Consider the following 19236-nt stretch of genomic DNA (forward strand, 5'->3'; position numbering starts at 1 on the left):
TTCGGCCTGTTCAACCACTTCAACCGGCGCATTCAGCAGCTCGGACAATGCATCCGGCTGGCTTTTGAACGCCTTGGCGAACACGTCACGATTTTTCGCCATGTAGATCCCGGCTTCTTCCACTTGCTGCTCGGTCAGGGACGGAACGGCTTTTTGCAACACTTCAGCCAGCAATTCGGCCAGTTCGAGCATTTTGTCATGACGGTCAGCTTCGGCTTTATCCATGAACAAGCGCTCCAGATCTCGGCTGCTGCGGTATACCACTTCGACGGCCATTCACCACCTCACATGCCTTCACATTAGTTGTCTGTTTCGACTACTGTATTTATATACAGCGAAAAGGATAAGCGAATCCCCGGGTTTTGGGTAGTGGCTTTTTAATGTAGACCGAAATTGGCGTTTGTGAACCCTGTGGGAGCCGGCGGTGCGACGATTCGACTTGCCCGCGATGACGTCGGTGAACACACCACAAAAGTGTCCGATTTCAACTCATCGCCATCTGACACTATATGCCTGGCCTTTTTTCTGCATGCAGAACAACCGTCACGTCAATCCCGCATCATCCGCTCGAACCGAGCTAAGGAAGCATCATCGTGAAAATCAACTGGGCCGAGAACCTGCGGCAAAACGTGCACCAACTGGCCGAGTCCCTGGGCAACCTGTTCGTCGAGACCTTCCACTACCTGGCGCTGTTCGCCATTGGTGCAGTGACCGCGTGGGCGGCGGTGATGGAATTCTTGCAGATGATCGAAGCAGGGCACATCAAGATCGACGACATCTTGCTGCTGTTCATCTACCTCGAGCTGGGGGCGATGGTCGGGATTTACTTTAAGACCAATCACATGCCGGTGCGATTCCTGATCTACGTGGCGATCACCGCGTTGACGCGGCTGCTGATCTCCAATGTCTCGCACCACAATCCGCCGGATGTCGGGATCATCTATCTGTGCGGCGGGATTCTGCTGCTGGCGTTTTCGATTCTGGTGGTGCGTTACGCCTCGTCGCAATTCCCTTCGGTGAAGATCGAACACCCGCAACGCAAGGTTGGTGCGGGTTCCAGTGAACATCCAGAAGTGGAGAAAGGCGAGCTTTAAAGCCTGATGGCAGATCGATGCTGGCCTTTGAGCGGGGGCGGCGGCAAGGAGCAATTGTCGCCTTCGGTCATGGCTTCGAGGAGGGTGATAGCACTGTGGCCTTGTTCGATGGCGATGCCGAACTGAATACTTTGCACCAAGCGTTTGAGGCGTTTGGGGTCATTGCGCTGCTCGGTGCTGATCATGCGTTTGGCAATCACGCGGCCGGCGTTGGAGAGGGTTAGCATGATGCTGCCGTCCAGACCTTGAATGCTCAGGTTGATCTGGTAATCCGGTGCAAAAGCATCGGTAATGACCTGAAAGGGGTTGTCCATTTTGCGTCACCGCTTGATTGAACGTGCAGGTATTGACCGGCCATGATCGGGTTGGTTCGCAACTCCAGACCATCGGCAGATCGCTCGCTGAGGTTTCAACAGTCCTTTTGCCTCACGGTGATATTGCAAGGGGTATGCCGGAAAAATTGTCGAACAACTATCTCGGCAAAAAAGCGACGGACGTCGTGGCTAATGCAAACTCACTAAGCCGCACCGCAAACCGTAGCAGCTGGCGAAGCCTGCGTCCGGCTGCTACAAAGTGTGATTCGCCTGCCCGTTTCAGGGCATGAATGAATAGATGATCGCAGACAGTGCAATCAGCACTCCACCCAGCTCACCGCCAGGCCGCCCCGTGAAGTCTCTTTGTATTTGTCCTGCATGTCAGCGCCGGTATCGCGCATGGTGCGGATCACCCGGTCCAGGGAAATGAAGTGTTTACCGTCACCGCGCAGGGCCATTTGCGTGGCGTTGATCGCCTTCACGGCGGCAATCGCGTTACGCTCGATGCACGGCACTTGCACCAGGCCGCCGACCGGGTCGCAGGTCAGGCCGAGGTTGTGCTCCAGGCCGATTTCGGCGGCGTTTTCCAGTTGCTCCGGGGTGGCACCGAGCACGTCGGCCAGACCGGCGGCGGCCATCGCGCAGGCCGAACCGACTTCCCCCTGACAACCGACCTCAGCGCCGGAGATCGAGGCGTTTTTCTTGCACAGAATGCCGACCGCCGCCGCGCCCAGAAAGAACGCAACCACGTCATCGTCCGACGCGTCCGGATTGAACTTCATGTAGTAATGCAGCACCGCCGGAATGATCCCCGCCGCACCGTTGGTCGGTGCCGTGACCATGCGCCCGCCCGCCGCGTTTTCCTCGTTCACCGCGAGGGCGAACAGGTTGACCCACTCCATGGCCGACAGGGTGGACGTGATGACATTTGGCTTGCCGATTTCCAGCAAGCTACGGTGCAGCTTTGCGGCGCGACGCGGCACGTTCAGGCCCCCCGGCAAGATGCCTTCGTGACGCAAGCCTTGTTCTACACACTCGCGCATCACCGACCAGATGTGCAGCAAGCCCTGGCGGATTTCGGCTTCGCTGCGCCACGCCAGTTCGTTGGCCATCATCAGCTCGGAAACCCGCAGCCCGTGCTGTTTGCAGAGCCTTAGCAGTTCGGCGGCGCTGGAGAAATCGTACGGCAACACCACGTCGCTGGTGGGCGCAATGCCGGACTCGGCCTGTGCCGCTTCGACGATGAAACCGCCGCCGATGGAGTAGTACGTTTGCTCGTAGAGTTCGCCGGTTTCGCCGAAGGCTGACAGTGACATCGCGTTGGGGTGGTAGGGCAGGCTCTCGTCCAACAGCAGGAGATCGCGCTGCCAGTTGAAGGCGATTGTCGTTTTGCCGGCCAAAGACAATTCGCCGGTTTCACGCAGGGTCTGGATGCGGCTGTCGATAGACGTGGGGTCAATGCTGTCCGGCCATTCGCCCATCAGGCCCATGACACAGGCGCGGTCGGTCGCGTGGCCGACGCCGGTGGCGGAAAGTGATCCATAGAGGCGGATTTCTACCCGGCGTACGGCGTGCAGCAAACCTTGGTCCATCAATACCCGGGCGAAGGTCGCAGCGGCGCGCATCGGGCCGACGGTGTGGGAGCTGGACGGACCGATGCCGACTTTGAAGAGATCGAAAACACTGATAGCCATGCTAAACCCTATACAAGCAATGGAAGAGAAATCGCTGCCATTTTTGTAGGACAAGCGCAATGTCGGCGATACTGCCAACCTAGGTCCAGCGTGACCAACGAAACTTCCTAAGACAGCCTTTAGCAGGACTAAACGATGAGTCGTCAATTGCATGCCCAGACCTACGTCTGGCTGCACGTATTTTCATGTGCCGCGCGGCACTTGTCGTTCACCCGTTGCGCCGAAGAACTCCACATCACGCCGGGGGCGGTCAGTCAGCAAATTCGGCAGCTGGAAGAGCGTCTGGGCTTTCGCCTGTTTCACCGTCGTGCCCGGGGTGTGGAACTGAGCGCTGAAGGCCAGCGCCTGGCCATTACGGTGAACGAGGCTTACGGCAGCATTGATGCAGAGTTGCGCCGTCTGGACGCCGGCATGATCAGTGGAATTTTGCGGGTACGCTCGATTCCCTCATTCCTGAGCAAATGGCTGACCCCGCGTCTGCCACGTTTGCAGCAGCGCTTTCCAGACATTCAGTTGCGCCTGGTGGCCGAAGACAGCAGCGTGCCGCTGCACGAGGGTGACTTCGATCTGGCGATCGACCTGAACGATGGCAGCTACCCCGGTCTGTTATCCACCGCCTTGCTCGACGAGCAGATTTTCCCGGTCTGTGCCCCGAGCCTGCTGCGAGGCCGACCGCCGCTGCATGGCCCGGCGGACCTGATGCATTTCCCGTTGTTGCACGACATTACCGCCTGGCGCGGCAGCTACGAATACGCAGAATGGGAGTTCTATCTCAATACCATTGGCTTCGAGGGCGCGGACGTGCGACGCGGGCATACCTTCAATCGCAATCACCTGACCATCGAAGCGGCCATTGCCGGGATGGGCGTGGCGATTGCGCGCCGCACATTGCTCAACGATGAGCTGGAGCGGGGGGCGTTGATCGTACCGTTCGGGTTGGCGGTGCCCAATCACAAGCGCTATATGCTGCTGTATGCGCCGGGGGCATTGAGCCATCCGGGTGTGCGCGCGGTGCATGACTGGCTGGTGGAGGAGGCGGGGATCTTTCGAAGTTTACATCCGCTGGCAGACCAACAAATGTGAGCAATTATGACAAAGAAGCGAGCGGACCCAACTCCCGACCTTAGCAGCGCTTTTGCTCGTTGTCCGGGTTTTTTTGCTAATAGATATTTATCTTTTTTTAGGGGTTGAAATGTTCTGCGCACAGACCGATTGTGTAAGTAAGAGGTCACGGTGACGACGCCCAAGGGCTAGCCGAAGGGCCTCTCGCGAGCTAGCTGAAATAAGGGATGAACTATGCAAATCCAAGTCAACAGCGATAACCATATTCAAAGCAGCATCCGACTGGAGGAGTGGGTACGTACTACCATTGAGAGCACGCTCGAACGTTATGAAGAGGACCTGACCCGCGTCGAGGTTCATCTGCGGGACGAAAACGGCGACAAGCCCGGACCGCACGACATACGCTGCCAACTTGAAGCGCGGCCAAAAGGCCACCAACCGATTTCTGTCACTCATAAAGCCGCTAACCTGGAACTGGCGATCGACGGTGCGGCTGAAAAACTCGAACATGCCCTGGAGCACCTGTTCGGCAAACTGCGGGGCAAACCACGTGCCGCGGTAGTGCCGTTCGAGCGAGCCACAGCCGATGCGCTGCTGGAAGACGAGTTTCTCGAGAACGAACAGGCTGCACAGAACGGTTGACGCCTGATTCAACTTTTTACCTTTCCACCACTGACGACGGGCCTGCTGATGCAGGCCCGTTCTTGTTTCAGGGGTTGCGAGGGTTTACGCATTCCAATGTGGGAGCGAGCCTGCTCGCGATGGCGGCCTGACTGACACCGATTATCTTGGGAGTTACCGCAAAAACGCCTGCCGATATTCCCCTGGCGTGCCACCCAAAGCCTGCCGAAACCGATTGGTGAAATGACTGGCACTGGCAAACCCGCACGCCAACGCAATCTCACCCAATGGCTGCGACGTCGAACGCAATAACTCCCGCGCCCGGCTCAGTCTGCGAGCCAGTACATACTGATGCGGCGGCAAGCCAAAACTTTCCCGGAACATCCGCGCAAAGTGGTACTCCGACAAAGCGCACAGCGCGGCCAATTGCCCAAGGCTGATGGCCTCGGCCAACTGGTTATCGATGAAGTCCACCAACTGCCGCCGCTGATGCGCCGCCAATCCACCCTTGAGCCGCAATCCCTCGCGCATCCCCACTTGGCCAAGCAACACGTGGCTGAGCATTTCGTGGGCCAGGCTGCTGGTCAGCAAGCGTTCGCCGGGCTCGTCCCAGTTGAGGGTGAGCATGTGACGAAAGCGCAGGGCTTGTGCCGGATCGTCGAGAAAGGTTCCTTCGCGCAACTGCAGTTCGCGCGGTTCGCGGTCCAGCAACGTGACGCAGCCGAGGGCGAATTGCTCGGGGCTGAAATACAAGTGGGCCAGGCGAATGTCGCCGTTGATCACCCACCCCGATTGATGCTCGGCGGGCAGGATGCACAGCTTGTCCGGGCCGCCCTTGGTGCCGGGCTGGTCGCGGCGGAAGGTGCCAGTGCCGCCAGCGATGTAACACGACAGCGTGTGATGGCTCGGCGCTTCATAGTCCTGGGCGTCGTGATGGTTGCTCCACAAGGCTGCAGCCATGCCGTCACCGAGTTCGGCGCTGTGCTCCAGCCGAGCATTGGGCGAACGGTTAAGGGCTTGAAAGACTTGCAGTGTTTCCAGTGCGGGCATGATCGCTTCTCTCCAACGCTTTGCATCCTACTCCGTAGAGTTTGGCCTGCCAGCCTCTGCGCTGACAAAAGCGCAAGTTTATGCAAGTGCGATATGAGCGGACGCAGGACACTGAACCTCTATTGAGGAGTGTTTGCCATGAACCTGTCGTTGTACTTGCTGACCGTGCTGATCTGGGGCACCACCTGGATTGCCTTGAAATGGCAACTGGGCGTGGTGGCGATTCCGGTGTCGATCGTCTATCGCTTCGGCCTCGCAGCATTGGTGCTGTTCGCGATGTTGCTGCTGAGTCGACGTCTGCAAGTGATGAACCGTCGCGGGCACTTGATCTGTCTGGCGCAGGGGTTGTGCCTGTTCTGTGTCAACTTCATGTGCTTCCTGACCGCCAGTCAGTGGATTCCCAGCGGTTTGGTCGCCGTGGTGTTTTCTACCGCCACCCTGTGGAACGCGCTGAACGCGCGGGTGTTCTTCGGCCAGAAAATCGCCCGCAACGTGCTGATGGGCGGCGCGCTGGGCTTGTTCGGGCTTGGCCTATTGTTCTGGCCTGAGCTCGCCGGGCACACCGCCAGCCCGCAAACCTTGCTCGGCCTGGGCCTGGCGTTGCTCGGAACCCTGTGCTTCTCGGCCGGCAACATGCTGTCGAGCCTGCAACAGAAGGCCGGTCTGAAACCGCTGACCACCAACGCCTGGGGCATGGCGTATGGCGCGGCAATGTTATCGGTGTGGTGCATGGTCAAAGGCATTCCGTTCGACATCGAATGGAGTACGCGTTACATCGGCTCACTGTTGTACCTGGTCATTCCCGGCTCGGTGATTGGCTTCACCGCTTACCTGACACTGGTCGGTCGCATGGGACCCGAACGCGCGGCGTATTGCACGGTGCTGTTCCCGGTGGTGGCGCTGAATGTCTCGGCATTTGTCGAAGGCTATCAATGGACCGCACCGGCACTGGTCGGTTTGGTGCTGGTAATGTTGGGCAATGTCCTGGTGTTTCGTAAGCCCAAGGCACCGATAGCGCAAGGCACTGGCAAGCTCGCTTGAAAAGATCTGGGCGAGCGTCGAGGTCACTCAACGCTCAGTCCTGAGGGCTACGAATATCAGCAACGGAAGTATGAAGTCGACAATATGCCGCGCCCAGTCCTTGGCGTTCCAAACGTGGGATTCATCCATGTTGAACCATTCGACGCCGATCACTTGCAAACAGACGTAATAGACAAATAGGGCGATCAGTAATCCGATAATTGAAAACTTTTTGGCCTCATGGAAAACTTCGGCAGGCGCGTTTATGTTTCGGTAAAGGTGATAGGCACCTACCAGACAAAAAGCCGTATAGATAACTTCCAGGGTAAGAATTAACCAGTAGATCCGGTGGTGGAGCATGGGCGAGGTGATGGCCCTGTAGCTAAGGTTCAGGTTTTCCCGAGTGGTGTCCATGCTCAGGATATGACCGACGTATTCATAGTTGGATGCGTAGTCGGTGAAGTTGCTGTACATCACCAGCAGGCCAAAAAAGCTTATATAAGCTATTAGTGAAAACTTGCAGTATCTAACAAGTTTGTCAGTGGAAAGGTTGTTCAAGGTTTATGTGCTCCATCACAGTTTTTCCGTAGAGTCGGATAAGGTGTCTGGAGTGTATAGGGCTTAACTTTTTTTCGTTGTCGGACTGAATTTCAAGTTGTGTAACAAACGGGCAGGTACATTAAAAGGTATCTGCCCGTTTTAATTAGCCTTTCCAGACTTGCGGGTTGACCAGATCTTGCGGGCGCTCGCCCAATAGCGCGCTGCGCAGGTTAACCAACGCGCGATTGGCCATGGCTTCGCGGGTTTCGTGAGTGGCGGAACCGATGTGCGGCAATGTCACCGCGTTTTTCAGTTGGAACAGCGGCGACTCGGCCAGCGGTTCCTTTTCGTAAACGTCCAGACCGGCACCGCGAATGCGGTTGTTTTGCAGCGCATCGATCAGGGCCGGCTCGTCGACGACCGGGCCACGCGAGATGTTGATCAGGATTGCGCTCGGCTTCATCAGCGCCAGTTCGCGGTGGCTGATCAGGTGTTTGGTTTTTTCGCTGAGCGGCACGACCAGACAGACGAAATCGGCTTCGGACAGCAGTTGATCCAGCGTGCGGAACTGCGCGCCAAGTTCTTGTTCCAGCTCGGTCTTGCGGCTGTTACCGCTGTAAATAATCGGCATGTTGAAGCCCAAACGACCCCGGCGGGCAATGGCCGTGCCGATGTTGCCCATGCCGACGATGCCCAGGGTTTTGCCATGCACATCGGTGCCGAACAACGGTGCGCCGACGGTGGCTTGCCATTGGCCGGCCTTGGTCCAGGCATCCAGCTCGGCAACACGGCGGGCGCTGCTCATCAGCAGGGAAAACGCCAGGTCGGCGGTGCTTTCGGTGAGCACGTCCGGGGTGTTGGTGAGCATGATCCCGCGTTCGTTGAAGTACGCGACGTCGTAGTTGTCGTAGCCGACCGAAACGCTGGAGACCACTTCCAGTTTCGCGGCGTTTTCTAGCTGCGCGCGACCGAGTTTACGACCGACGCCGATCAAGCCGTGGGCGTGGGGCAGGGCTTCGTTGAATTGTGCATTGATGTCGCCGTTTTTCGGGTTTGGCACAATCACTTCGAAGTCTTGTTGCAGGCGTTCAACCATTTCAGGGGTGACGCGGCTGAAGGCGAGGACGGTCTTTTTCATGGGAGGAGGGCTCGTCGGGCTTGGTTTGGCTTGGAGAATGCCAAGCACGCTAACATTCTTCCCTGACATTATGCGAGTCCCCGGATTACCGGGTGTACACCATTCCAAACTATGGGCACTGGCTTCTGCCGGGGTGTACACCGTCCAAACTGTAGGAGTGAGCCTGCTCGCGATGGCGGATTAGCATTCAACATTGAAGTCGACTGACACACCGTCATCGCGAGCAGGCTCACTCCAACAAGGGATTGGCGTTTGCCGGGGACTTAGCGGTGTGGCGTGGGTTTGGGGAGTTCGAGGTTGTCCATCATCCGGTTCGCCGCCAGTTCGGCGAGCATGACGATTTGCTGGATGGCCATGGCGGTGTTGCGGTGCGGGCCTTCCAGGTAGGTGGCGAAATCGCGAAATGTTCAGAGAGTAAAACTGTCCCTTCCTTTTACGGTAAAGGTGCCGCCTTTAATCTCCTTGACTGTCCCAGCAGGGCCAATGGATCTGAAAGTAAAGATTGCCTCGTAATACTCTGATTCGTGGTCGACGACTAATTCGATCTCGCCTTCGTCCGCATTGAATGTTTGGAATCGGGTTTGGCCATTTGTTGCCCAGATTTTCCAGTAAGTGGCGCAGACCTTCCCGTCTTTTATTGAGTGCTTGCCGCTGTGAATGTCGGCATTGAAAACCATCTCAATCCCTTGCACTACTCTTTCTTCATTTTCGACCTCGGAAACTTGAGTACCGTTCAGGGTCAGCCTCAATTGCTGATCGGTTGTGTAGTAGTCATAAGAGAAGTTAATTTCCATTGTTTCAAATGACTGCTCTCCCACCACAAATGCGGAAATTCTGCCCTCGGAAGGGGTTTTCTTTGTTTGAGAAAAGATATGTTCCGTTAGCATGTTCTGCTCCTTGGAGATGGGTCCCGTCAGTCAGAGGTGACTGGCCTGGAACTCAACATAGGAGGAAGTTCAGGCTTCGTAAACTGTCATTGTTGACAGTTGGCGGAACCTCGAAAGTGCGAATTAAAGTCCGTTTCGAACTGCTTTTTGAACGTACTGCTCGCGATGGCGGATTAGCATTCAACATTGAAGTCGACAGACACATCGTCATCGCGAGCAGGCTCACTCCAACAAGGGATTGGCGTTTGCCGGGGACTTAGCGGTGTGGTGTGGGTTTGGGGAGTTCGAGGTTGTCCATCATCCGGTTCGCTGCCAGTTCGGCGAGCATGACGATTTGCTGGATCGCCATCGCCGTGTTGCGGTGCGGGCCTTCCAGATAGGCGGCAAAATCGCCGGCCATTACGCTGGCCTGGGCCAGGGATTCACAGGTGTGGGCCAGTAGGTCTTCGTCTTTGAGGTCCGGCGCAAGCATGAACATGGTGCTGGGTTTGCGGGTGGGCGGTGACTTCAGTACTGCGGGGTTGAGGTAGTGATTCAGCGCGCGTTCGGCGGCGTCGTGGAATTTTTTGGAATCGACGGATTCATAGGGGGAAACGTCGTCGGTTTCCGGAGGATTCGGAGTTTCTTTAATCATTTGGAAGTTACTCAATGGCGATGAAATGGAGCTGCCATCTTTCGATTTCCAGGCGAAAGGGTGGCAACTGTGCGCGGACTGGAAAACCGGACCACCATCACACCCGGCAGACCCGAAGGTCTCCCGCGCACAGCCGCCATAACAAAGAACTGCGAGCAAAAAAAGCGCCGCAGTATGCCATGAGGTGTGATGGAGGGTTGTCAGGTTTTCCAGACCTGATCGCTGATTTGGCAGCGACCCACAAAGCCTACCCATTTCCCGTCTGACCCAACAACCGACAGAACGCGTCGGAATCCTTCCCCAAATTCAGCGCGTCTGTAGGACCGTGAGATCAGTTCGCCAGCCGAGCCCCGCCCAAACTGCCGCTCAATTCATACGCCGCCAACTCCGCCTGATGCGCCGCCAGAATCTCCGGCAATGACCCGCGCAAGTATTCGACCCAGGTCTTGATCTTCGCGTCGAGATATTGCCGCGAAGGGTAGATCGCATACAGGTTCAGTTCCTGCGAGCGGTAGTTTGGCATCACCCGCACCAGCGAGCCGTTGCGCAACCCTTCAATCGCCGCATACACCGGCAACACGCCAACGCCCATGCCGCTGGTGATCGCGGTCTTCATCGCGTCCGCCGAGTTCACCAGAAACGGTGAGCTGTTAATGGTCACTGTCTCCTGGCCTTCGGGGCCGTCGAAGGCCCATTTTTCCAGCGGGATCACCGGGCTCACCAGGCGCAGGCACATGTGGTTGAGCAAATCGCTGGGCTTTTGCGCGCAACCGTTGGCTTTCACGTACGCCGGCGAGGCGCAGACGATGCTGTAGGTGATGCCCAAACGCTGGGACACGAAGCCCGAATCCGGCAGTTCACTGGCGAGGACGATGGACACGTCGTAGCCCTCGTCGAGCAGGTCCGGTACGCGGTTGGCCATGGTCAGGTCGAAGGTCACGTCCGGGTGAGTCTTGCGATAGCGGGCGATGGCGTCGATCACGAAGTGCTGACCGATGCCGGTCATGGTGTGCACCTTCAGCTGCCCGGCCGGACGTGCGTGTGCGTCGCTGGCCTCGGCTTCGGCTTCTTCGACGTAGGCGAGGATCTGCTCGCAGCGCAACAGGTAGCGCTTGCCGGCCTCGGTCAGGGCGATGCGGCGGGTGGTGCGGTTGAGCAGGCGGGTTTGCAGGTGGGCTTCCAGGTTGGAGACCGCGCGCGAGACGTTGGCGGTGGTGGTGTCCAGTTGCACGGCGGCGGCGGTGAAACTGCCGGCCTCGGCCACGTAACTGAAGGCGCGCATGTTTTGCAAAGTGTCCATGGGGTGCTCTCAAGGGAGATGGCAAATTGTGACACGAAGTTACGGGGGCGGTGACCCCCGACGAAGGGATTATCGCGTTAACGGTAACAAAGATTCACAAGAATCCCAGCTTATCGCCATTCAGGCCGGCCCCTAGAATTGCGCATCTTTGAAACAACTCCTCACCTCAGGAAATCGCAGCAGTGCCGCGTCGCATCAGCAGAGCGCTTCAGACGCTCAGTGTTTTGGCTTTATCCCTGGCAATCAGCGGCTGCATCGGTACCGCAGGTATTGCCCCGCAGGGCAAGGCACTGGAGGCCAATTCACTGGCCACCGACGCAGCCATTCAAAACGCTGCGCAGGACGCGCACTGGCCCACCGCTCAATGGTGGCAAGCCTATGGCGACCCACAACTGAACCGCTGGATCGACCTTGCCGTGCAAGGCAGCCCGAGCATGGCCATGGCGGCGGCGCGGGTGCGCCAGGCCAAATCCATGGCCGGTATTGCCGAGTCCGCCGAGTCGTTGCAGGTCAATGGCGAATCCACCCTCAAACGCCACAACTGGCCCACCGATCAGTTCTACGGGCCGGGTGAGCTGGCCAACACGACCACCTGGGACAACAACGCCGCACTGGGCTTCAGCTATGCGCTCGACCTGTGGGGCCGCGAAAGCAATGCCACCGAACGCGCCGTGGACATGGCGCACATGAGTGCGGCTGAAGCGCGTCTGGCGCAGCTCGAACTGCAGAACAACATCGTGCGCGCCTACATCGAACTGTCACTGCATTACGCACAACGCGACATCGTCGAAGCGACGCTGAAACAGCAACAGCAGATTCTCGACCTCGCACAGAAACGTCTGGACGGAGGCATCGGCACTCACTTTGAAGTCAGTCAGGCACAAGCGCCGTTGCCGGAAACCCATCGCCAGATCGATGCGCTGGACGAAGAAATAGCCCTCAGCCGCAACCAGCTCGCAGCGCTGGCAGGCAAAGGTCCGGGCGAGGGCGCGCAGTTGCAACGGCCAACGCTGTCGTTGGGCGCGGCGCTGAAATTGCCGTCGTCGTTGCCCGCGCAATTGCTCGGTCAACGCCCCGACGTGGTGGCCAGTCGTTGGCAAGTGGCGGCCCAGGCACGCGGCATCGATGTCGCTCACGCCGGTTTCTATCCCAACGTCGATCTGGTCGGTAGCCTCGGCTACATGGCCACGGGCGGCGGGGCGCTGGAGTTTTTGACCGGCAAGAAACTCAACTACAGCGTCGGCCCGGCGATCTCGTTGCCGATCTTCGATGGCGGGCGTTTGCGCTCGGAGTTGGGCGAAGCGTCGGCGGGGTATGACATCGCCGTGGCCAAGTACAACCAGACGCTGGTCAATGCGCTGAAAAGCATCTCCGACCAGTTGATCCGCCGCGAGTCCATGGACAAGCAGCAAGCCTTCGCCGCCGAATCCGTGGCCACCGCGCAGAAGACGTATGACATTGCGATGATCGCGTATCAGCGTGGGTTGACCGACTACCTCAATGTGCTGAATGCGCAGACGTTGTTGTTCAAGCAGCAGCAAGTGCAGCAGCAGGTGCAGGCGGCGCGGCTCAGTGCTCATGCCGAATTGGTGACGGCGCTCGGTGGTGGGCTTGGTGCGGGTAATGATGTGCCGAAAGACAACCAGACCCAGGCACCGAAAACCCCGGCTCTGCTTCAGAGCCTCTCGAATTGAACACCAACCCTGTGGGAGCGGGTTTGCCCGCGATGGCGTCATCACATCCAACATTGATGGCGCTTGATACACCGTCATCGCGGGCAAGCCCGCTCCCACAGGTTCTGAGTTTCCATGGACATTTACTGTGCAGGATTTCATGACTTCCTTGCCCGCACCCATGCGCTGGCTGTATTCCCTTGAATGGCGCCGGGGTTTCTTCGACTGGGCACGCAGTGACGGTGTGACCTGGGTCTACATTTTCAAGGTGTTGTTCGCGGCGTTCCTGACGTTGTGGCTGGCGATGCGTCTGGAATTGCCGCAACCGCGCACGGCGATGATCACCGTGTTCATCGTCATGCAGCCGCAAAGCGGTCAGGTGTTTGCCAAGAGTTTTTACCGCTTTCTGGGCACGCTGACCGGGTCGGCGGTGATGGTCGCGCTGATTGCCTTGTTCGCGCAGAACACTGAACTGTTCCTCGGCTCGCTGGCGATCTGGGTGGGTATCTGCACGGCCGGCGCAGCGCGGTATCGTAACTTTCGCGCCTACGGTTTTGTACTGGCCGGGTACACCGCCGCGATGGTCGGTTTGCCTGCGTTAGCGCACCCGGACGGGGCGTTCATGGCCGCCGTTTGGCGTGTACTGGAAATCTCCCTCGGCATTCTCTGTTCGACGCTGGTCAGTGCCGCCATCCTGCCGCAAACCGCCAGCGCCGCGATGCGCAACGCCTTGTATCAGCGCTTCGGTGTGTTTGCCTTGTTCGTCACCGATGGCTTGCGCGGTCGTAGCAAGCGGGACGCGTTTGAAGCCAGCAACGTGCGCTTCATCGCCGAAGCGGTCGGGCTGGAAGGGTTGCGTAGCGTTACCGTGTTCGAAGACCCGCACATGCGTCGACGCAACGGTCGGCTCAATCGTTTGAACAGCGAGTTCATGGGCGTCACCACGCGATTCAACGCCTTGCATCAGTTGCTGGAACGCTTGGACAGCAGCGGGGCGGATCACGTGGTCGCGGCAATCAAGCCGGGTTTGCAAGACCTGGCAGAAGTGCTCGACGGTTTCAGCGGTCGGGCCCTGACCAACGCGGATGCGGCACGATTGGTAGTCGAGTTGAGCACGTACAAAGAAGGCTTGCCGGCGCGGGTTCGAAGCCTGCGCACGACCTTTCAGGAAAGCCATCCCAGCGACGCCGAGCTGCTGGATTTCCACACCGCGTACGAATTGCTCTATCGCTTCGTCGACGACTTGCACAGTTATGCACAGACCCACGCCTCACTCGCCGATCACAGCCATGAGCGCGAGCAATGGGACGAGCCGTTCACCCCGCAAACCAACTGGATGGCTTCGGCGGCGTCGGGGATTCGCGCGGCGTTCATTCTGGTGGTGCTCGGCAGCTATTGGGTAGCGACGGCGTGGCCGAGCGGGGCGACGATGACGTTGATTGCCGCCGCCACCGTCGGCCTTTCGGCCGCAACGCCGAACCCGAAACGCATGGCGTTTCAGATGGCCTGCGGAACATTCCTTGGCGCGCTGATCGGCTTCGTCGAGATGTTTTTCATCTTCCCGTGGATCGACGGTTTTCCGCTGCTGTGCGTGATGCTCGCGCCGGTGATCGTGCTCGGTTCGTTCCTGACGTCGCGACCGCAATATGCCGGTGTCGGCCTCGGCTTGTTGATCTTTTTCAGCACCGGTTCGGTGCCGGACAACCTCACGGTGTACAACCCTTACACCTTCATCAACGACTACATCGCCATGGTGCTCGGGATGCTGGTGTGCGCGGCGGCCGGAGCGATTATTTTGCCGCCGAACAGTCGCTGGTTGTGGCGACGGCTGGAGCAGGATTTGCGCGGGCAAGTGGTGTACGCGATCAGCGGCAAACTCAAGGGGTTGGCGTCGAGTTTTGAGAGCCGCACGCGGGACTTGCTGCATCAAGCTTATGGCTTGGCGGCGGGGCAACCGCAGGTGCAACGGGACTTGCTGCGCTGGATGTTTGTGGTACTGGAAGTCGGTCACGCGATCATCGAATTGCGCAAGGAACAGGCGATTCTGCCGGTGCATCCGGCCTACGCCGAATCCCAGCCATGGCGCCAGGCAATCCGGGTGATGGGCCGTTCGCTGGTGCGGCTGTTTCTGCAACCGAGTCAGAGCAATCTGGAGCGCAGTCTGATCGCGGTCGACCATGCGATCAGCCGCGCGCAAGCCACGGACGAGCCTTTCGCGCCGCACTTCGACACCTCGGCCTTGCGCCGGGTGAAGAGCTACCTGCACTTCATTCGCACCTCGTTGCTGGACCCGCAATCGCCGCTCGCTACCTACACCAAAACCGCGCCGCAAGGACTTGAACATGCCTCGTGAAATCGCCTTCCACGGCGTGTACATGCCCACCATGACGCTGATGTTTTTCATCGCTGCCGCACTGGCGTGGGCGCTGGACCGGTTCTTGTCCGGGTTCGATCTGTACCGCTTCTTCTGGCACCCGGCACTGCTGCGCTTGAGTTTGTTTACCTGTCTGTTCGGCGCTTTGGCGCTGACTGTTTACCGTTGACTCTCTATCTCTGACTCTCTATCACTAAAGAAGGGCCCTGATGAAAAAGCTTTTCAGCCTGCTCGCCACCCTGTTGGTGCTGGCCCTCGCGCTATGGATCGGCCGGACCCTGTGGGTGCATTACATGGACACCCCGTGGACCCGCGACGGCCGGGTGCGCGCCGACATCATCAATGTCGCCGCCGACGTCACCGGGGAAGTGGTGGACGTGCCGGTGCGCGACAACCAACAGGTGAAGAAGGGCGATTTGCTGATGCAGATCGACCCTGAGCACTACCGCATCGCGGTCAAACAGGCGCAGGCGCTGGTGGCGTCACGCAAGTCCACTTGGGAGATGCGCAAGGTCAACGCTCATCGCCGCGCCGACATGGACAACCTGGTCATTTCGAAGGAAAGCCGCGACGACGCCAGCAACATTGCCGACTCGGCACTGGCCGATTATCAACACGCTCAGGCGCAACTCGAAGCCGCCGAACTCAACCTCAAACGCACCGAAGTGCGGGCGGCAGTGGACGGTTACGTGACCAACCTCAACGTCCATCGCGGCGACTACGCGCGCATCGGCGAAGCAAAAATGGCCGTGGTCGATATGAATTCGTTCTGGGTGTATGGCTTCTTTGAAGAAACCAAGCTGCCGCACGTGCGGGTGGGCGATAAGGCTGACATGCAATTGATGAGCGGCGAAGTGCTGAAGGGGCACGTAGAGAGCATTTCTCGCGGCATCTACGACCGCGATAACCCGGAAAGCCGCGAGCTGATTGCCGATGTGAACCCGACGTTCAACTGGGTGCGGCTGGCACAGCGGGTGCCGGTGCGGATCCACATTGATGAAGTGCCGGAGGGGGTGCTTTTGGCGGCGGGGATTACGTGTACGGTGGTGGTTAACTAGCCGTTAGACCGAGTCGCGGCCTTCGCGAGCAAGCTTGCTCCTACATTAGATCTGCTGTGAACACCTAAGATGTGATCGACGCAGATCAAGTGTAGGAGCGGGCTTGCCCGCGAATGGAGCGACTCGGTTTCATGCCTTGCAAAACGTCTCATGCAAATGCCGCCAAATCAGCCTGCCATCGGCCTGCTTCTCAAACACCACCGTCGAACGCCGATCCGAATGCAGCCCGGTGGCATCAGTCTGCTGCTCGCGATAACTCACTACCGCGCCTTCTTCATACAGCGCGATACCGCGCAGTTCGCTGAGCGCGATCCTGAACCCGAGCTTCTTCCCGCCCGCCAGCTGAAACAGCTCGCTCAACGCCGCGAAGTCCAGCACCCGGCCCAACGGCGAGATCATGGAAAACTGTGGCGAAAATCGGCTTAGCAGTTGTTCAAGTTCTGAATCGTCTCGTTCTTCGGCCAGCCATTGTTCGATGGCGACGTGGGCCTGGATGACTTCGTCGAAGTAGTCGGTGTAGTCAGTCATGGAAGTGTGTCCTGAAATATTTCGGTGTCTGTTCTGACGTCTTCGACTTGCCCGCGATGGCGTCGACTCGCTCTCAGAGTTGCCCCTTCAGCCCGAACCGCCTCATCAACCCCGCCTCCAACAACCCCTTCGGCAATAACCCCGCCAACAACGGCAACGCCCGGCTGCCATTGCCCAATCTAATCAAACGCGGTGGTTTGCTCTGCTGCACAGCCTTGAGCAACCCCTCTGCAAACTCCCGGGTCGGTGTCGGTTTGTCCTGAGACGCCTTGGCCCGCGCACGAATGCCTTCGCGCAGGGGAAACCATGGCGATTGTTCGGTGATCAATTGTTCCGCCTCATGCCCGGCATTTTTAGCGAAGCTGGATTCGATGGCGCCCGGCTGGACTTCCATCACGCGGATTCCGAATGGCGCCAACTCCATGCGTAACGCATCGCTCAACGCATGAACGGCGGCTTTTGAAGCGCAGTAGGCGCCGGCGAACGGCGTAACCAAAATCCCTGAAACGCTGCCGATGTTCACCACCAATCCCTTGGCGCGACGCAGCACCGGAAACAACTCGCGGGTGACGCCGACGATCGCAAACACATTGGTTTCGAACTGCCGCTGCATGGCCGCAACACCGCCGTCTAGCAGCGGGCCCATAGCGCCATAACCTGCGTTGTTGATCAGTACGTCGAGGCCGCCATGTTGCAGGTTGATCTTTTCACCCAGCTGTTCGAGTGCCGCGCTGTCATTGACGTCCAGTTGCACGGCGGTGAAACCGGCAGCGGCTAATGCGGCCACGTCTTCAGCTTTTCGGGCGCTGGCCCAGACTTCGTATCCAGCATTTTTGAACACCTCGGCGAGGGCGCGGCCAATGCCGCTGGAGCAACCGGTAATCAACGCAACGGGCATGGCGCGGTCCTTGTGCAACAAGAAGAAGGGGATCAGTCGGAAAAACTACCCTGCAATCGCTCGGCGCGAAACTCCAGGGTTTGTGGGCGGTAGCCAGGGCGCAGTGGCGGCAGTGGCAAACAGTCCTCCCAGTTGGCGCCGGCCTGCAATTCGCCGGGGCCACGATAACGTGGGGCGTCGTATTGATTGTCGGCCAGATTGACCGTGTCGCCCGGCGCATAAGCGGCGATGCGCCAGCGCAATTCGGTCAGCGGCACGTCGTTGCCGTTGTTCATTTTCAGTTGCAACGGACGGTCTGCCGGGCACAGCTCCGGCGCATAGGTAATGCGCAGCTCCAGGCGTGCGAGTTGCTTGATCTCGCGGTTGTCCAGCCAGATCACCCACGTGGCCACTAGCGCCAAACCGACGGCGGCCGCCACAGAAACGGGAAACGCCTTTGCCGGGTAGCGCAGTAGCAAAATCAGCCAGGTAATGACCAGCAGGACGCCGATGAACATGTCTGTACGCTCCTTGAACTCATGACCACCATCCTACCGAAGGGCTGTGGGAATGGACATTCATGGATCAGATCTGTTGCCGTTGGTCGGTACTGTAATTTCTGACAGTAGCTCGTCATTGCCACGAACGGTTAGATAACCGTTGGCTTACAGGGACACGCCAGGATGCATTACAAAACCCCCACACTGACTGTCGTCGATCCGCGAGAGTTGCCGATCCGTTCAATTGATTATTGGCGCGAGGTTGAAGGAGAGCCGACTCTGGCTCGCATCAACCGCACCCTCCACAATGCCGCCGGGCACGCCGCCAAACAGTGGGACCCACGGCTTTGGTTGCTACAGGACCAAGATCCGCTGGCGCCCGCCAATATTGATTGTCGGCCAGGTTCACCGTATCGCCCGGCGCATACGACGCAATGCGCCAGCGCAACTCAGTCAACGGCATATCGTTGCCGTTGTTCATCGTCAACTTTAACGGCCGGTCTGCCGGGCAGTGCTCGGGAGCGTAGGTGATTCGCAGCTCAAGGCGTGCCAGTTGCTTGATCTCGCGGGTACGCCGGGCAGCGCAGCAGCAGAATCAGCCAGGTGATGACCAGCAGGACGCGGATGAACATATTTAAACGCTCCTTGGGCTCATTACCACCATCCGACCGAAGCGGCGCGGGAATGGACATTTGCGGATCAACGGAGGGCACCGTTGGTCTGAACTGTTATTTCTGACAGTGGCCAGTCGTGTGACGCTGGCATTGGATAGTGCACATGAAGGAACGATCGCGTAGTGGTTGCACGCTCAGGCGGGTGTCTACATATAAGGAGGTGGTATGAGGCGTTTTTTGATTTACGCAATCTGCATC

At 58.5% G+C, this 19236-nt stretch carries 19 protein-coding genes and 3 pseudogenes; 8 read left to right on the forward strand and 14 right to left on the reverse strand.

The features are described from left to right. Positions 1 to 36: 36 nt before the first annotated feature. Positions 37 to 276: pseudogene (locus AC3ISI_RS04370) on the reverse strand (YebG family protein); the annotation flags it as partial. Between the two features lie 317 nt (positions 277 to 593). Between AC3ISI_RS04370 and AC3ISI_RS04375 the strand changes: the two are divergent. Then, positions 594 to 1094 (forward strand): phosphate-starvation-inducible protein PsiE, encoded by a 501-nt coding sequence (locus AC3ISI_RS04375; RefSeq protein WP_489335626.1) that lies wholly within the window; start codon positions 594 to 596, stop codon positions 1092 to 1094. Here the strand turns inward: AC3ISI_RS04375 and AC3ISI_RS04380 are convergent. Together AC3ISI_RS04380 and AC3ISI_RS04385 are read right to left on the reverse strand one after the other, a co-directional pair. Further along, on the reverse strand, positions 1091 to 1408 hold the full coding sequence (locus tag AC3ISI_RS04380; protein ID WP_489335627.1) for a DUF3509 domain-containing protein: 318 nt from the start codon (positions 1406 to 1408) through the stop codon (positions 1091 to 1093). The genes AC3ISI_RS04375 and AC3ISI_RS04380 overlap by 4 nt on opposite strands. A 317-nt stretch (positions 1409 to 1725) precedes the next feature. Then, positions 1726 to 3102 (reverse strand): L-serine ammonia-lyase, encoded by a 1377-nt coding sequence (locus AC3ISI_RS04385; RefSeq protein ID WP_489335628.1) that lies wholly within the window; start codon positions 3100 to 3102, stop codon positions 1726 to 1728. Between the two features lie 135 nt (positions 3103 to 3237). On the opposite strand from AC3ISI_RS04385, the gene AC3ISI_RS04390 reads away from it, so the two are divergent. After that, a complete protein-coding gene (locus tag AC3ISI_RS04390; RefSeq protein WP_489335629.1) occupies positions 3238 to 4185 on the forward strand; it encodes a LysR substrate-binding domain-containing protein in 948 nt (315 codons plus the stop codon). A gap of 213 nt (positions 4186 to 4398) precedes the next feature. After that, on the forward strand, positions 4399 to 4806 hold the full coding sequence (locus AC3ISI_RS04395; protein WP_489335630.1) for an HPF/RaiA family ribosome-associated protein: 408 nt from the start codon (positions 4399 to 4401) through the stop codon (positions 4804 to 4806). A gap of 153 nt (positions 4807 to 4959) precedes the next feature. Here the strand turns inward: AC3ISI_RS04395 and AC3ISI_RS04400 are convergent, their stop codons facing one another. Beyond that, positions 4960 to 5835, reverse strand: a complete 876-nt coding sequence (locus AC3ISI_RS04400; RefSeq protein WP_489335631.1) for a helix-turn-helix domain-containing protein — start codon at positions 5833 to 5835, stop codon at positions 4960 to 4962. A 138-nt stretch (positions 5836 to 5973) separates the two neighbouring features. On the opposite strand from AC3ISI_RS04400, the gene AC3ISI_RS04405 reads away from it, so the two are divergent. Continuing rightward, positions 5974 to 6876, forward strand: coding sequence for a DMT family transporter (locus tag AC3ISI_RS04405; protein ID WP_489335632.1), 903 nt, complete (start codon positions 5974 to 5976; stop codon positions 6874 to 6876). A gap of 27 nt (positions 6877 to 6903) precedes the next feature. Here AC3ISI_RS04405 and AC3ISI_RS04410 read toward each other — a convergent pair whose 3' ends face one another. The 6 genes and pseudogenes from AC3ISI_RS04410 to AC3ISI_RS04435 form a co-directional block, all read right to left on the reverse strand. Continuing rightward, entirely contained in the window at positions 6904 to 7413 is a 510-nt protein-coding gene (locus AC3ISI_RS04410) for a DUF2165 family protein (RefSeq protein WP_489335633.1), read from the reverse strand. A gap of 145 nt (positions 7414 to 7558) precedes the next feature. Continuing rightward, positions 7559 to 8533: a 2-hydroxyacid dehydrogenase gene (locus tag AC3ISI_RS04415; RefSeq protein ID WP_489335634.1), complete on the reverse strand. Its 975-nt coding sequence runs from the start codon at positions 8531 to 8533 to the stop codon at positions 7559 to 7561. Positions 8534 to 8796: 263 nt separating this feature from the next. Further along, positions 8797 to 8931, reverse strand: a pseudogene (locus AC3ISI_RS04420) (DUF6124 family protein); the annotation flags it as partial. A 9-nt stretch (positions 8932 to 8940) separates the two neighbouring features. Further along, positions 8941 to 9420: a hypothetical protein gene (locus tag AC3ISI_RS04425; RefSeq protein ID WP_489335635.1), complete on the reverse strand. Its 480-nt coding sequence runs from the start codon at positions 9418 to 9420 to the stop codon at positions 8941 to 8943. Between the two features lie 256 nt (positions 9421 to 9676). Then, the gene (locus AC3ISI_RS04430; RefSeq protein WP_489335636.1) at positions 9677 to 10054 is read right to left on the reverse strand and encodes a DUF6124 family protein; all 378 of its coding nucleotides are present in this window, start codon (positions 10052 to 10054) and stop codon (positions 9677 to 9679) included. A 331-nt stretch (positions 10055 to 10385) separates the two neighbouring features. Further along, positions 10386 to 11354 carry a LysR family transcriptional regulator gene (locus AC3ISI_RS04435; RefSeq protein ID WP_489335637.1) on the reverse strand — a complete coding sequence of 323 codons (969 nt, stop codon included), beginning with the start codon at positions 11352 to 11354 and terminating at the stop codon, positions 10386 to 10388. A 182-nt stretch (positions 11355 to 11536) separates the two neighbouring features. Here AC3ISI_RS04435 and AC3ISI_RS04440 point away from each other — a divergent pair, with 182 nt between their 5' ends. The 4 genes from AC3ISI_RS04440 (at position 11537) to AC3ISI_RS04455 (ending at position 16459) form a co-directional block, all read left to right on the forward strand. Next, positions 11537 to 13048: an efflux transporter outer membrane subunit gene (locus tag AC3ISI_RS04440; RefSeq protein ID WP_489335638.1), complete on the forward strand. Its 1512-nt coding sequence runs from the start codon at positions 11537 to 11539 to the stop codon at positions 13046 to 13048. 139 nt (positions 13049 to 13187) lie between these two features. Continuing rightward, a complete protein-coding gene (locus AC3ISI_RS04445; RefSeq protein ID WP_489335639.1) occupies positions 13188 to 15380 on the forward strand; it encodes an FUSC family protein in 2193 nt (730 codons plus the stop codon). Beyond that, the gene (locus tag AC3ISI_RS04450) at positions 15370 to 15570 is read left to right on the forward strand and encodes a DUF1656 domain-containing protein (RefSeq protein WP_007896379.1); all 201 of its coding nucleotides are present in this window, start codon (positions 15370 to 15372) and stop codon (positions 15568 to 15570) included. Before AC3ISI_RS04445 ends, AC3ISI_RS04450 begins: the two co-directional genes overlap by 11 nt. Positions 15571 to 15610: 40 nt before the next feature. Then, a complete protein-coding gene (locus tag AC3ISI_RS04455; protein ID WP_489335640.1) occupies positions 15611 to 16459 on the forward strand; it encodes an efflux RND transporter periplasmic adaptor subunit in 849 nt (282 codons plus the stop codon). Positions 16460 to 16588: 129 nt separating this feature from the next. Here AC3ISI_RS04455 and AC3ISI_RS04460 read toward each other — a convergent pair whose 3' ends face one another. The 4 genes and pseudogenes from AC3ISI_RS04460 to AC3ISI_RS04475 all read right to left on the reverse strand — a co-directional run. Beyond that, positions 16589 to 16987: a DUF4440 domain-containing protein gene (locus tag AC3ISI_RS04460; RefSeq protein WP_489335641.1), complete on the reverse strand. Its 399-nt coding sequence runs from the start codon at positions 16985 to 16987 to the stop codon at positions 16589 to 16591. 73 nt (positions 16988 to 17060) lie between these two features. Continuing rightward, the gene (locus AC3ISI_RS04465) at positions 17061 to 17885 is read right to left on the reverse strand and encodes an SDR family oxidoreductase (RefSeq protein ID WP_489335642.1); all 825 of its coding nucleotides are present in this window, start codon (positions 17883 to 17885) and stop codon (positions 17061 to 17063) included. 32 nt (positions 17886 to 17917) lie between these two features. Then, a complete protein-coding gene (locus tag AC3ISI_RS04470) occupies positions 17918 to 18382 on the reverse strand; it encodes a multidrug transporter (RefSeq protein WP_489335643.1) in 465 nt (154 codons plus the stop codon). 319 nt (positions 18383 to 18701) lie between these two features. Then, positions 18702 to 18996: pseudogene (locus tag AC3ISI_RS04475) on the reverse strand (multidrug transporter); the annotation flags it as partial. Positions 18997 to 19236 lie beyond the last annotated feature (240 nt).

This window comes from Pseudomonas sp. GL_139_B (assembly GCF_057834475.1).